At 64.6% G+C, this 13,426-nt stretch carries 13 protein-coding genes; 7 read left to right on the top strand and 6 right to left on the bottom strand.

Annotated features, from left to right (window positions below; genetic code table 11):
• Positions 1-12: 12 nt before the first annotated feature.
• The gene (locus OG975_RS47900) at positions 13-324 is read right to left on the bottom strand and encodes a transposase (RefSeq protein WP_406336095.1); all 312 of its coding nucleotides are present in this window, start codon (positions 322-324) and stop codon (positions 13-15) included.
• A gap of 439 nt (positions 325-763) precedes the next feature.
• Positions 764-1,186 (bottom strand): hypothetical protein, encoded by a 423-nt coding sequence (locus tag OG975_RS47895; RefSeq protein WP_330301714.1) that lies wholly within the window; start codon positions 1,184-1,186, stop codon positions 764-766.
• A 287-nt stretch (positions 1,187-1,473) separates the two neighbouring features.
• Here OG975_RS47895 and OG975_RS47890 point away from each other — a divergent pair, with 287 nt between their 5' ends.
• A complete protein-coding gene (locus OG975_RS47890; RefSeq protein WP_406336094.1) occupies positions 1,474-1,920 on the top strand; it encodes a hypothetical protein in 447 nt (148 codons plus the stop codon).
• Positions 1,921-2,055: 135 nt separating this feature from the next.
• Here OG975_RS47890 and OG975_RS47885 read toward each other — a convergent pair whose 3' ends face one another.
• Entirely contained in the window at positions 2,056-2,394 is a 339-nt protein-coding gene (locus OG975_RS47885; protein WP_406336093.1) for a thioredoxin family protein, read from the bottom strand.
• 478 nt (positions 2,395-2,872) lie between these two features.
• Positions 2,873-4,012, bottom strand: coding sequence for a PucR family transcriptional regulator (locus tag OG975_RS47880; protein ID WP_406336092.1), 1,140 nt, complete (start codon positions 4,010-4,012; stop codon positions 2,873-2,875).
• 87 nt (positions 4,013-4,099) lie between these two features.
• Here OG975_RS47880 and OG975_RS47875 point away from each other — a divergent pair, with 87 nt between their 5' ends.
• The 4 genes from OG975_RS47875 to OG975_RS47860 all read left to right on the top strand — a co-directional run bounded on the left by OG975_RS47875 (position 4,100) and on the right by OG975_RS47860 (position 8,759).
• On the top strand, positions 4,100-5,155 hold the full coding sequence (locus OG975_RS47875; protein WP_406336091.1) for a ferredoxin reductase: 1,056 nt from the start codon (positions 4,100-4,102) through the stop codon (positions 5,153-5,155).
• 7 nt (positions 5,156-5,162) lie between these two features.
• Positions 5,163-6,281: a fatty acid desaturase family protein gene (locus OG975_RS47870; RefSeq protein ID WP_406336090.1), complete on the top strand. Its 1,119-nt coding sequence runs from the start codon at positions 5,163-5,165 to the stop codon at positions 6,279-6,281.
• Between the two features lie 532 nt (positions 6,282-6,813).
• The gene (locus tag OG975_RS47865) at positions 6,814-7,671 is read left to right on the top strand and encodes a calcium-binding protein (protein ID WP_406336089.1); all 858 of its coding nucleotides are present in this window, start codon (positions 6,814-6,816) and stop codon (positions 7,669-7,671) included.
• 242 nt (positions 7,672-7,913) lie between these two features.
• Positions 7,914-8,759, top strand: coding sequence for an IS5 family transposase (locus OG975_RS47860; protein WP_406336088.1), 846 nt, complete (start codon positions 7,914-7,916; stop codon positions 8,757-8,759).
• Positions 8,760-9,950: 1,191 nt separating this feature from the next.
• Here the strand turns inward: OG975_RS47860 and OG975_RS47855 are convergent.
• Positions 9,951-11,411, bottom strand: coding sequence for a gamma-glutamylcyclotransferase family protein (locus OG975_RS47855; protein ID WP_406336087.1), 1,461 nt, complete (start codon positions 11,409-11,411; stop codon positions 9,951-9,953).
• A 376-nt stretch (positions 11,412-11,787) separates the two neighbouring features.
• Here OG975_RS47855 and OG975_RS47850 point away from each other — a divergent pair, with 376 nt between their 5' ends.
• Positions 11,788-12,138 (top strand): hypothetical protein, encoded by a 351-nt coding sequence (locus OG975_RS47850; protein WP_406336086.1) that lies wholly within the window; start codon positions 11,788-11,790, stop codon positions 12,136-12,138.
• 16 nt (positions 12,139-12,154) lie between these two features.
• Positions 12,155-12,997 carry a hypothetical protein gene (locus OG975_RS47845; protein WP_406336085.1) on the top strand — a complete coding sequence of 281 codons (843 nt, stop codon included), beginning with the start codon at positions 12,155-12,157 and terminating at the stop codon, positions 12,995-12,997.
• 16 nt (positions 12,998-13,013) lie between these two features.
• Here OG975_RS47845 and OG975_RS47840 read toward each other — a convergent pair whose 3' ends face one another.
• Positions 13,014-13,391: a transposase gene (locus tag OG975_RS47840; RefSeq protein WP_406336083.1), complete on the bottom strand. Its 378-nt coding sequence runs from the start codon at positions 13,389-13,391 to the stop codon at positions 13,014-13,016.
• Positions 13,392-13,426 lie beyond the last annotated feature (35 nt).

Here is a 13,426-nt window from a genome sequence, read left to right as displayed (position 1 = left end):
ACTCGCCCAGAATCAGGCAGTAGTTAGTTGACGGCTCCTCACCAGCGCGTCTCCCGGCGAAATACTTCGCCGCCCGGCGCAGGATCTCGCGCTCCAGTTCCAGCTCGCGCACCTGCCGGCGCAGGGCTGCGATCTCGGCTCCTTGTCCGCCTCCGCCCGCACGGACGGCGTTTCGGAGTCCTCGACGGCCTTGATCCACAGGCGCAGCGTCTCGTGGTTCACGCCCAGGTCCCTGGCCACGGCCGCCACCGGACGCCCCGGACTGGCGCGGTACAGCGCGACGGCGTCGGCCCGGAACTCAGCCGAGTACTTGTAGGTCCCCAACGGGAACTCCTGATCTCTGGAACTTCATAGATCCAGTGTCCAGGGTGTCCACGACCAGGGGGAAACCTCCCATCGCCCGCACGCGAGGACGCGGATGCAAGCAAAGCGATCTGCCTGTCCTACGGACCGCCCCACAAGGGTCGTTCGTCGTCGGGGCGGCTGGTCTCCTCCAGCGTGGGGCCGAGGATGCCGTGCAGGTCCCACGTCGCGGCAGCCTCGAACACCGTCTCGCGGAGACGACGGGCACAGCCGGCCCGCCGAGCGATCGAGCGTGACGACGGCCGCGACCACCGTCCCGCCTTCGACCTCCAGCCCCCGAACCCTTCGCACTGGCGCTGCGAGCCGCCGAGAACCGTCTCACCCCGCACCACATCCTCAATCCGGGTGTCCTGCCCGGCTGACAGGCCGGCACGCGGAAAGGGAGCGCCGCAACGCCTGGTCAGGCGGAGGCGAAAGCCTCCTCGGGGGCGTCGTCGAGGACGAATCCGTTGTCGAGCCGGACACGGACCGTGACGCGGAGCATCCGTCGCTGGTAGGCGACCCACTGCTCTTCCAAGGCCCCCACCTGCTCCTCCAGTTGCTCTCTGCTCGCCGACGGCATCTGGTGGCCGAAGTCGTCGAGGAGCGACTTGAGGCGCAGGTACTCACGGACCTCGTGGCTCTGCTGCCGGTGATGCTCGTCCACACGCTCGACGGTGCCCTCGATGCCTGCTGCCAGGGCCACAGAGACGGCGAAGGCACCCGTCTCCTCCGGGGGCTCCCCGGCCGGGGTCACCGATCCGGCCAACCGCAGATCCGCCGCCAGCCGCACCCGTTGGCCCACGTTCAGCGTCATCGATCCTTCGTCTTCCTCGTCGGTCACCGGTGATCCGGTAAACGTGGCGTCGCCAGGCGTACCGGAGAGGACAGGATCATCCCACCCTCACCTCCGGTCCCGACACGATCGGAGCCCTCGCCCACCCTCGCCTGCGCAACAACCGCACGACGGGCGAACAGGAACCCGAAGACAGTCTGTTGGACGGTGGCGAAAACGCCTTGGGTGCGGCTCGTTTCAAGGGACGACGCCGGTCAGGTGTCGAGGTCGCCGTCGGGCGACGGCGAGACGAGTATGCGAGCATCTGCGGCAGCGTTGAATGAGCGCAACGGGAGATGCGGCGGATGCGGCTGTTTTGGGGGCCTTGGGGCGAACTGCGTGTGTTCACGGACGAGGCTCTTCCGTCGTCCGTGATTGGCATCGCCGAGGTTCCCGCGCGGTTCGGCGCCAGGTTCAGGCCGGCACTACTGCGCGTCCCCCTGCGGCGGGCGTGGCCGGATGCTCCGTACGTAGCGGTGTGGCCCGACGAAGTCGTCCTTCCTGATCTGAACGAGGACGCCGTGGAAGCGTCGGACGATCTGGCGGGCGTGGTGCTCGCCGGGCTGAAGCGGCACAAGTGCTTTGTGTGCGATACCGGGTTCGAGGTGATCTGCCCCGAGGTGGCGATCCCCGTCCTGGGGCGCAATCTTGCTCAGCATCGGATCGTGAGCGGGTGTCCGGCCTGCGGACACGACTTCGGAAAGTCCCGGATCGACGGCCTCGTCCTGTCGCAGTTGCCCTGACGAACGCCATCGGTATGGTTCCTCGATACCTTCGCCGGCCGCCCGCGTTCAGGCAGCGATGGTGTAGTTCCGCTGGTCAGGTGCGGGGTACAGACGCTGGTGTTCGCGAGCGGCGTGGTAGCTCCAGTAGGCCGCTCAGAGGTGGCCGTCCAGGAACTTCCGTACCTCGGCGATGGTCATGGGCCCTGTGCCGTGCGCCGCCACCTCTCCCTCCTTCAGCAGGACGTAGGACGGGGCTCCGGTGATCCCGTATCGCTTGGTTGCGGACGGACAGCGCGTGATGTCGGTGCGGACGGCCGTCAGGCGGCCCGTGTACTCGTCTGCGATGTCACCCACGACGAGGTCCATCGCCCGGCAGGGCTCGATTGCCTTGGGCCATGTCCCGGTGAAGTATGCGAGGACCGGGACTCCGCTCACCCCGAGGATGAAATCGAACTCCGCGTCCTCACGGGGTTGGTGAACCCGCTTCGTCATGGAAGCTCCTGACCTCGCGTTCCGTCATTCCATCCCCATCTTCCCTCGCGCGGTGTGCCAGGCCGGCCCCCCGCCCCTGGTGACCCGGCCTGGCCGCCCCGCCGGTCACCCAGTTGCAGCCCGCCGCGCGCCCGTGGGTCAGCTCGTGCCAGGGCAGCGCCCTCCACGACGACATGAAAAGCCGTTTTCCAGGTCATAGCGGCCCAGATCACCGACCAGATGCTCGATGAGCGCGTCGACGAGCGGGCCGGTACGCATTGTCCACCGGATCCAGTCGAGCCGTATCCGCCACCGCGCTTCTCAGAGACAGCGCCCCCGACGGGCTTCTGGAGGCCTTGTCCGGTCTTCACATCAACCCCCGGTCTCAGCTGGCTCATACCGCTCTTCGACGGGCCGCACGAGCCAGCTGATGGCACCGGGAACGAGGCACGATTCCTGGACCGCTCGCGGACGCGGTCGTGGACGGTCGAAGTACGCGTCAGGTGACCCGAAGACCGACCGCCAGCGTCAGTTCAAGGACCCGGTGTGGCGATGCGAGATCCGGAAACAGCTCCCGCAGCTGCGACATCCGGTACCGGACTGTCTGGGGATGGACGAACAACGCCGCCGCCACCTCGTCCCGTCTGCCCTGGTGCAGCAGCCACTCCCGCAACGTCTCCTCCAGCCGCTGTGCGGTCGCGACAGGCAAGGTCCGCAACGGTGCGAGGGCTCGGGTACGCAGGTCTGCGAACGCGTCCATGTCGGCGCTCAGCACCAGCTCGGGCAGGTGGTCCTCGGTGTCGCGAATATCAGAGGAGAGGGAGCGGGCGCGTACGGCTCGTGCGTACGAGGCGGACGCTCGAGTCCATGGCCGGGCCGGGCCGACCACGGCGGTGCGGTCGGTCAGCTGCCGCAAGAGGTGTGATCGGTCGGCGTCTGGGACGAGCAGCACACCGGTGGCGTCCGGCAGATCGTCGAGGACGAGGGTGCTCGGGTCGAGCGCGCGGTAGGCAGGCCGGGCCTGGGCGGCGGGCAGCAGGACCGCGGTCAGCGAAGCCGGATGCTGCCACCCGGCCCGTTGAGCAGAGGCCAGCAGCACGTCCGGGCTCGCGTCGGCGAGGAGGTCGCGGGCCAGGTGTTCCAGGTGGCGCTCGTGGTCCCTGCCCCGGGCGGCCAGTTCGTCGGCGTGGCCCGCGGCGCTCGCGGCGGAGAGCTCGTCGATGTAGGCGAAGGTCAGCTCGGCGAACTTGGCGACCTCGGCGGCGGGCAGACCTGCGGGTACGGCACCCGCTGCCAGGCATCGCCAGGCCACGCGGGCGCCGACGCGGTAGGCGCTGAGCAGGGCGTCCATCGAACGGCCGTCGCGCACCTCGCCGCGGCCCAGCTCGTAGGCTGCGTCACCGGCGTCGCCGCCTGTGGCGTTCCCGCTCGCGCGGTCCAGGTAGTGCCCCAGGGCGGTGCGAACAGCCCGGCGGATGGTGGCGCCCATGTGGCCCGAAAGGGCGTTGGCGTAGGGAGGGACCTCGTCGATGATCGCCTGGACGACCTCGTCGGCGGTGCTCTTCAGCGCGGCCCGAAGTGCGGTGACCGTCGTCTCATCGAGGGCCAGTTCGCTGGCCCTTCGGATTGCATGGCTCACGTTTTTGTTCCCTGCGAACAATTCAGCCGACCAGATTTACGTCCTACGGTCAGGACTTTACGCCTTGAGGCGCAGCAAGCTGGAGTCATGACGAGTACAGCCCTCCGCAGCAGGGCGTGGAAACTGCTGGAGATGGTCACGACGCCGCTGCTGCCGTCGGACTACCTCGACCTGGTCAGCCCGCTGCGTGCGGGCGCTGACCTGCGGGGGCGCATCGAGGCCGTGCACCCCGAGACGGGTGACGCCGCGACCATCGTGATCAGGCCGGGACGGGGCTGGCGCGGCCACACAGCCGGTCAGTACGTGCGGATCGGAATCGACGTCGACGGGGTGCGCCTGTGGCGTGCCTACTCCCTCACCTCGCCGACAAACCGCCAGGACGGCCGCGTCACGATCACCGTGAAGGCGATCCCGGACGGCAAGGTCAGCAACCACCTGGTCCGCAGGGCCAAACCGGGCACGCTGATCCAGCTCGACCAGCCGACCGGTGACTTCGTGCTACCGCAGGCCAAGCCCGCCAAGGTGCTCTACCTGACGGCCGGCAGCGGCATCACGCCCGTGATGGGCATGCTGCGCGACACCAAGTTCGACGACGTCGTCATGGTCCACTGCGCGCCACAGCCGCAAGACGTGATCTTCCGCAACGAACTGCACGACCTGGTCGCGGACAAGAAGCTGCGGCTCACCGAGGTGCACACCGACACAGACGGCAAGCTCGACATCGCCCGTCTCGACGCACTCGTGCCCGACTGGGCCGAGCGCGAGACCTGGGCCTGCGGGCCCGCGGGCCTGCTCGACGCCGCCGAAGAGCACTGGACCGAGCACGGCGTACACGAGCGCCTGCACACCGAACGCTTCCGCCCCAGCATCGTCATCGCCGGCGACGGCGGCGAGGTCACGTTCAGCGCCACCGGCAAGACCGTCGACGCGGACGGCGCCACGCCGTTGCTGGACATCGGCGAGGAGGCCGGCGTGCTCATGCCCTCCGGCTGCCGCATGGGCATCTGCTTCGGCTGCATCACGCCGCTCAAGGCGGGCGCCGTCCGCGACCTGCGCACCGGCGAGATCACCGAGGCCGAACCGGGCGTCCTCATCCAGACCTGCGTGTCCGCCGCCGCGGGCCCCTGCGACATCGAACGGTAGGAGCACCTTGACCGCCATCGACCCCACCGCCCACCTGACCGCGGAGCAGATCGAGGAGCTTGGCCGCGAGCTGGACGCGATCCGCGACGAGGTGATCGCCGACCGCGGCGAGAAAGACGCCGCCTACATCCGCAAGGTCATCTCGGCGCAGCGCAAGCTCGAGCTGGTCAGCAGGGGCGTACTGCTGTTCTCGATCTTCCCGCCCGCGTGGCTGATCGGCACCGCCGGGCTGTCCGTGGCGAAGATCATGGACAACATGGAGATCGGCCACAACATCCTGCACGGCCAGTGGGACTGGATGCGAGACCCGAAGATCCACTCCACCACCTGGGAGTGGGATCACGTCTCGCCGTCCGAGCAGTGGAAGCACTCGCACAACGAACTGCACCACACGTACACCAACGTGATCGGCAAGGACAACGACCTCGGCTACGGCATCATGCGCGTCGACGAGGACCAGAAGTGGCACCCCTTCCACCTCGGCCAGCCGCTGTGGAACTTCCTCAACGCCTGCTTCTTCGAGTACGGCATCGCAGCGTACGACCTGGAGCTCGGCAAGAACCTGCACAAGCGCCGCCGCAACAACCCGGAGTTCCGCGCGCGGGCCAAGGCCGTGGGCCGCAAGATCCGCAAGCAGGTGCTCAAGGACTACGTGATCCACCCGCTGCTGTCAGGCCCGTCGTTTTTCACCACGCTCGCCGCCACGTTCACCGCGAACCTGGTCCGCAACGTCTGGACCCACTCGGTGATCATGTGCGGGCACTTCCCCGAGGGCGTACAGGTCTTCGAGCGCCACTCGATCAAGGGCGAGACGCGCGGCCAGTGGTACCTGCGCCAGATGATGGGCTCGGCGAACATCAGCGGCAGCAAGGCCATGCACTTCATGAGCGGCAACCTGTCGCACCAGATCGAGCACCACCTGTTCCCGGACCTGCCGAGCAACCGGTACGCCGAGGTCGCGGTGAAGGTGCGCGCGCTGTTCGAGAAGTACGAGCTGGAGTACGTCACCGGCCCGCTGCCCAAGCAGGTGTTCTCCGCGTGGCACAAGGTCTTCCGGCTCTCGCTGCCGAACAAGAAGCCCAAGGTCAAGACGCCGGACCGCGAGCAGGAGCTCGTCGCCGCCTGATTCCCGGTATTGGTTCAGACCTCTCGGCCGTACCGGCGGCACCGCCGGGTTCGGTGAGATCCGTTGCGGACGGTGGGCGACCGCGACGTCAGACCGTACGACACGGGATCCGGGGCAGCCTGAGCTGCCCCGAGTTTCGTAGAGTCCGCGGCCTGCCCCGAGTTGTGTGGAGTCGAGTTGCAACTGGAGGGTTCGCATCGGATTCCCGATCAGCAGCCGCCGCAGTTCGGCGTGCGAGAGCGGCCCGTCCAGCCGGCGGCCCAGCGCCCGGACCGTCTGCCGCAGCAACAACCCCGGCATGTACACGGCATAGGTGTGCCGCAGAGTATGCGGGTGCACCTCGATGCCGATCCCGAACGAAGCGCACCGCGCGTTCGCCCGCCGAAACACCGCCTGCCACGCGGCCGGGGGCAACGATCGGGCCGGTTCGGCAGTCGTAGGGAGTGACACACATCCGTCTCCCGCGCTCGCCGCCAACTGCCCTCGCTCGCGGGCTGGTTGGCATCAGGGCCAGTCATCCCTGGGAGGATTCATGACCAGCTTCGTCGCACCACCTGGCGACAGACAAAGCGGCGGGCGCGACATCGCCCCACCCATCGCCGCCGCACATGCCCCACGGCGCAAGCCCGTCGGTCGCGCGACAAGCCGCAGTGTCGTGGTGGGGGCCGTCGCCGTTCTGCTGGCGGGGGCCGGCGCCTCGGCCGATGCCGCGCCCGGCGACCCGGTGGTCAGCGGTGCCACCGTCAACTCCGGACATGACGTCATCGTGGGTATCACGCACAACGTGGTGTTCCCGGTCACGGTCACCGGATCAGACGACTCCGGCCTGTCTTTCGCCGATGTGGATCTGAAGGGGCCGCACGGCGGTTTCTACACCACCGACGCGTTCTGCGAGAGCGCGACGGCATGCACGACGGTGTTCACCGCCAACGCCCACCCGGCACCGGGTAGCGACGATCCGGTGGACCTGGCCAACGCCAACGCGGGAACATGGTCGGTCGACGCCTTGGCCGACGCCAACGACGGCGATTCGGTCTTTGCCCCCGGCGCCGGGTCGTTCAGCCTCAAGCGTGCCGCGCGGCTCACGGTCAACGCCTCACCGGAACCAGTGACCAAGGGCTCTCGTATCACCGTCACCGGCAAGCTCGTGCGGGCCAACTGGGACACCTACCGGTATGCGGGATACGCGGGCCAAGCCGTCAAACTGCAGTTCCGCCCGAAGGCCAGCAGCACCTACACCACGGTGGCCACGGTGAACACCAGCAACACCGGCACCCTGCGCACCACGGTCAAGGCAGTCAGGGACGGCTACTGGCGTTGGAACTTCACCGGCACCACCACCACCGGCCCAGCCAAGGCCGCCGGCGACTACGTCGATGTACGCCCCTGATCCGGCAAGTACCACCATGAGCAACCGATGCGGATCGGCCGCGGCGGGATCCGGCACATCCTGAGAACTCCGTTGCTGTGCGCTTCGGTGATCAGATGATGTGTTCAGCCTGTTCGGGCACTCATCGACAGCACGAACAGGATCCGGCACAGGGCCTTGCGGGCGTCCAGAGGGCGTCTGAAAAGCCTGTCAGCGGGCAAGTTGCCTGGTAGCGGGGTGGTGGCGCATTTTCGGGGGCTGGGGTGTGCGGGCTGCGTACCCGTTACTCGACGGATCTGTCTGATCCGGAGTGGGAGATCCTGTGTCCGCTGGTTCCGGCGGTGAGGCCCGGTGGACGGCCGGCGAAACACTCGCGGCGGGAGATCGTCAACGCGCTGGCGTATTGGCTGCGGGCCGGCTGTGCCTGGAGACTTTTGCCGCATGACCTGCCGCCGTGGCAGACGGTGTATCACTACTGGCGGCGCTGGCAGCAAGAAGGCGTGTGGGAGCGGATGTTGACGGCGTTGCGGGAACGCGAGCGGGTGCAGCTCGGCCGGGATGCCATCCCCAGTGCGGCCATTGTGGACAGTCAGAGCGTGCGGGCCAGTGAGCGCGGTGGCCTGCATGGGTACGACGGCGGCAAGAAGGTCAGCGGCATCAAGCGCCATCTACTCGTCGACACCCGCGGCACCGTCCTGGTGGCCTGCGTGAGCCCGGCGAGCGTCGGCGATCGTGATGGCGCCGTGGTGCTGTTCTCCCGGGCTGCCGATGCCCTTCCGCGTCTGCGGCATGTGTGGGCGGACCAGGGTTACCGCGGCGCCGACTTCCATGCCTGGGCCCGGGAGGCCACCGGCATCACCGTGGAGGTCGTGCAGCGCCGCGACGGAGGCTTCCGCTCGACCTGGGCCCGGGTGGGAGAGCCGCCTCCGGCAGTGCCCCTCTTCGCGGTGGTCCCGCGACGTTGGGTGGTAGAGCGGACGTTTGCCTGGCTGGGACGGTGCCGACGCCTGTCCAAGGATTACGAGTACCTCCGCGTCTGCTCGGAGAGCGCCATCTACCTCACCATGGCCATGCTCCTGGTGCGTCGCCTCGCAAGACCAGCCCGCTGACAGGCTTTTCAGACGCCCTCTAGAGTCAACTTAGGTCGCATCAAGAGCAACGGTGAGGTACGGCGAAGTCGTCTATCTCATCGTCAAAGATCTATGTAGCAATGCGTCACGCTGGAGGGATCGAACAATCTGGACCGTCATCAGAGCTTGTGTCGTCGCGCTGCACTTCCCTATGCGCTACGGTGGTTATTCCGGAAGGAAATCCTCGGCCAATTATCTGAGCGTACCATTGCGGTTTCGATTGAACAGATATCGTTCTAAGCCACTTGTCCGTGGGGTCGTCAACATCAAGCACTAGGATTGTGCGTGTTTCTCCTGTGGCATTTTTGGAGCCGACCACTACGCCAGTTACTTGCCAGTGATCCTCGTCCAAGACAGTGACACGTTTGTCCAGATAGTCCTGTCCGGGTGACGCCTCGATACCAACCCACAAATGATGTCCTGGGGCGGCGTGGCCTGTGCCTTCAACTGTGATGCACCGAGAAATCACTGTCGCGCCTGTGGGGATTCTTATCTTCGCATCTGGTGTTGCCGATGATACTACCGTTGGTCTCGAAGCTGAGTTTCTGTCATTATTGCCGAGTAAATTATCGACTCCTAACAAGTGGCCAGCACCAGCACCCAGCATCGCGGCAGCGCGAGCGAAGAATGTACCCAACGCAACGAGGGTGGCAAGGAAACTCTTCAGGCGAGTTCTGGGCGGGGGCGGAGGCGGGGTGCTCATGGTGGGACTCCCAGTGAGACTGCGGGTATCTATGATGCTGCCCGGACGATGACATCCTTTACTGCTGTCCCACAACGGTCTCGACTCAACTGATGGGGCATACGGCACGGATCACCAGGGGCTCGACTCCGCCACGGTCACGGATGTCGCTGAACTGATCATATTTTTACTCTCGATCGACTCAATTCTGATCGTCCCAAGCATTTTTGAGCAATCAGCATGTGCCGCTCGATGAAGCTAACGACAGAGGGCCGGAATAAGACCCAATATGACAGCATTCAGGACAATCGCGCCAATGAAAAGTGTAGCAAAGGCGGCGGCACATCCGATTGTTCGGCCATGATGGATAGCCAGAAGTAGCAACCCGCAGGCGAGAATGTTTTGAAGTGCTAGAGATCCGTCAATCGCATGGCAAATCAATTACGGCCTCCGCGCTGTAATCTGATGAGGAAATTGCTAGAAAAAAGTCAGTCTTTGGACTCGATATCCATATCTTGGATGACAATCCCGTCTGGGTCGTCCGTGGTATCTTTGTACTCTTCCAGTGATCCGGGCCCCAGCGCTCCAAAGGCGTCTTCAATGAGAGCTATATAGCCCCTTCGAATCACAGTAGGGCGAATATCCCCCGGATTCCGCGGTTCGGGAACGAGTCTCTCGCGAGGGACATACGTCACCACCTTGGCGTCGGCCGGCTTTCCGATCCACGTGACTTCGGCGCTAACGTCCTCTTCGGTATATCGCTTCTCTCTGATGCGGAGAAGGGACAGGTCTTTCTCGGAAACGCGAAACACGGCTCCGTTGCAGAAGGCCGAGGGGTCCCGCTTGATCCCGAGTGAACGAACCCAACCGTCATATGCTGAACCGTCGGGCATCCGGTACACCCTGGGGGCGAGCTGCGAGGTTTCCGAAGCGACATTCCAGGTTCTCCGCCACCCATACAGTCGCGCGGAAAGCGGCCCGTCAAAGGGATGATACTCGTGGCCGACGGTGAGAGAAATAGATTCGCCGCTCACCAGCGAGCCGTACGCAAACATGTACACATTGGAACTATTCTCGAAATTCTGCCACCCTTTCCAATGCTTCGGGTTGACGGATCCATTGACTTCGATTTCCTCCGGGTGGCCGATGGAAAAGCAGTCCTTTGCGCTGTAGTGATGGATGCTCACAAAATCCGATCCGGTCTCAACGACGGTCCCCCTCGCTAATGCAATGATCTGCACGAGAGATTTCTTCAGCATCCGCCCTTGAAGGTCTATCACGCTCCCTTCGTACGTCTGAGCTGCGCTCAGCTTTTCCGAAAGCGGCACCCGAACAGTGAAAGGGACACCCGGAGAGCTATACGCCCAGAATCCGCGATTGGCGCGCTTCATCGTTGCCCCTGACAGGCACTCAAGCGGCTTATTGATCAGCGACTTGGGTGAAGCAGTCGTCTCATATCGAGCGATCACGTCGATCGAAATATTGACCAAACTCATCTGTGTTCCGTTATAGAAACGCAGTACCATGACCGCTCCTTCGCCGGAGCAATTGATCAGCGATACGTTGCTCCGCCACTGCAAAGGGTCACGATTGAAGAGCTTGAAGACGAAAGACCCCAGCAGCAGAACGGGTATGACAGCTCCGGCGAGCGTAGCGAGTCCCGCGAACACGTAGTAGCCCGCAGACTCGCCATCTTTGAGCATTAAGTCCCCTGGATTCCACACCGAAGAAAGCGCTAGACGAAAAGCGGTCGGGTAGGAAATCTTGTCGGAGCTGTATCCGGCCAAGCCCAGGGCAAGCAGTGCCGAGACCGCCAGTGAGGCGGCGACAAAGAAGAGCAAAATGGAGGTGAAGCTCCTTCGGCTCAGCAGTAATGCCGCCGGTGTCTTGATTTTCGGGTGCACTCGCCCCCCTCGCCGCCAGTGAACGCCGCGCTCACGACCAGTCATGAGCCTGTTCTCCGCTTGAGCTTTACCTCTCCCTGGAACATCAACCCTATAAGTGCCACATGGACTGTGAAAATACGACAAATGACGCACTAGTCTAGATGCATAGTCACGGACTTGGGCGGCGGACCTGCCGTAGTACGGTCAACGCTCGCTTCCAGTTCGAAGCCAGTGTGGTAATAGCCGGGACGCAGTGGGGTCGGAGGCCGGCCCGAGCAACGACGGCTCGGCCCGCAGCAGGCTGACGTTCGCGAAGCAATCCCCACTCAGCGCGACGGCCAGGGGCCACATCCAGCAGAACCGGCATTCTCCAGCCCCGCAGTGCAGGTCGCCGGGCTTCAAAGCCGTGGCTGATGCTCCCTCACCAGGCGTACGATACGTGGTCATCCCGACAGATAATTTCAAGATCGGACGAACCATGTCAGCCCTGACAGAGCCGCTTGATGACGCTCAACTCGCCTTGCTCAAAGTCATGGCTGAGCGCTACTTCCAAGATGAGCAGTGGCCGTTCTGGCACTACGTCGAGGGCATGATGGACCATCTGGGATACGACGACGCGGAGGCCGTTCTCAAGTCCCTGCCTGTGGCCGGGTTCAGGGAGTCCGGAGGACTGACTGGGCCCTCGTATGGTCTGGCCTGGTACGACCGGGCCCACTTGGCCGATGACAGCCGCCCGGCCCTTACTGCCGCCGCTGGCCTCCACTCGCCCGAGTTGCGGCATCTTCGCTGACAACTTCATTGGCGTCTTGCAGTACTTCGTGAAGCATCAGCGGGCAGCCAAGCCATCGCCGGATCGGTCCGATGCCCCGTACATCACCTCGGACGACTTCAAGCGAGACCATCCCGCCGTCACTACTGAGTTCGTGGTGGCCTTGCCGGGCATCTTCCAGCGTGAGCCGGTACTGCGGCGCGGCTATCAACCGTGGGGTACAGCCCCGGGCGGTTGGCGGTTTCAACTCCACCGGGGACTCAAAGAGTACCGAGACGTTGACGATCTACCCGGTTATGTGGAGCGAGTTGCCGAGCTGACTACGGCGGCCAACACCATTACACTCCCGGCGTCTCCCTCAATCTCAATGCCGGTGCCTACGCCGCGCCCTCGGTTTTCGGTTGCGTCTGCCGTTGCACAGTACCCGCAGGGTTTGCCCACCGTCACAGGAGCCATCATTGCACCGACGGTCGAGACGGTCAGTGAGCCGAAGCTCTACGTCAATGCTGCCCTCCGCACTGAACTGGCCGCGAAGCAAGGCAAGACCAAGCTGAATGTGGACAAGCTTTTGCAACTGCTGCGAGAACTGGATGACAACTACGCGGACGGTCACGCCTACTCCTGCCACACGTTGCTGCGGGCCATCATCGACCACGTGCCGCCGGTCCTCGGCTATAAGTCATTCGAGGTGGCCGTCAATAACTACGGATGGACCCGGACCGACAAGAAATACATGACCCGCTTGCTGGACTTTAAGACGCAGGCGGATGATGTACTCCACCGGCAGATTCGTGAAAGCGCCGACGTCATCACCATGCACGACCTGCCCCAGGCCGCCGCGCTCAACGCGCTACTCCGGGTGTGCATCGACCAGCTCTAGAGGCAATGCCGTTGCGTTACGGGTTTGCGGGTTGGGGTCGTTGAATGGTGATTGCTCGGGTGCCGGTTCGGGTGGGTTGGGGCCAGGTGTGGTGTTCGGCCCATTTGAGCCGGTAGTTGGACATCTTGCGTTTGATGACGCGGGGCTGGCTGCGCAGGCGTCTGGCCGGCAGGAGTCGTTCGAGTAGGTCGTGCTGGAGCAGGACGAGCGTTCTGACCAGGAGGTCAGGGGGAAAACAGCCGGCCCGCAGCCAATACGCCAGCGCGTTGACGATCTCCCGCCGCGAGTGTTTCGCCGGCCGTCCACCGGGCCTCACCGCCGGAACCAGCGGACACAGGATCTCCCACTCCGGATCAGACAGATCCGTCGAGTAACGGGTACGCAGCCCGCACACCCCAGCCCCCGAAAATGCGCCACCACCCCGCTACC

The sequence above is a fragment of the Streptomyces sp. NBC_00203 genome (genome assembly GCF_045206325.1).
Classification (GTDB): domain Bacteria; phylum Actinomycetota; class Actinomycetes; order Streptomycetales; family Streptomycetaceae; genus Streptomyces; species Streptomyces lutosisoli.
The sequence above is the reverse complement of the archived record's forward strand: the minus strand, read 5'-3'. Positions and strand labels throughout refer to the sequence as shown.

Bases quoted from the DNA above. Each gene is read 5' to 3' on its own strand.
- OG975_RS47890 (WP_406336094.1), top strand. From the start codon at position 1,474: ATGCGGCGGATGCGGCTGTTTTGGGGGCCTTGGGGCGAACTGCGTGTG.
- OG975_RS47875 (WP_406336091.1), top strand. From the start codon at position 4,100: ATGACGAGTACAGCCCTCCGCAGCAGGGCGTGGAAACTGCTGGAGATG.
- OG975_RS47865 (WP_406336089.1), top strand. From the start codon at position 6,814: ATGACCAGCTTCGTCGCACCACCTGGCGACAGACAAAGCGGCGGGCGC.
- OG975_RS47855 (WP_406336087.1), bottom strand. From the start codon at position 11,411: ATGACTGGTCGTGAGCGCGGCGTTCACTGGCGGCGAGGGGGGCGAGTG.
- OG975_RS47885 (WP_406336093.1), bottom strand. From the start codon at position 2,394: ATGACGAAGCGGGTTCACCAACCCCGTGAGGACGCGGAGTTCGATTTC.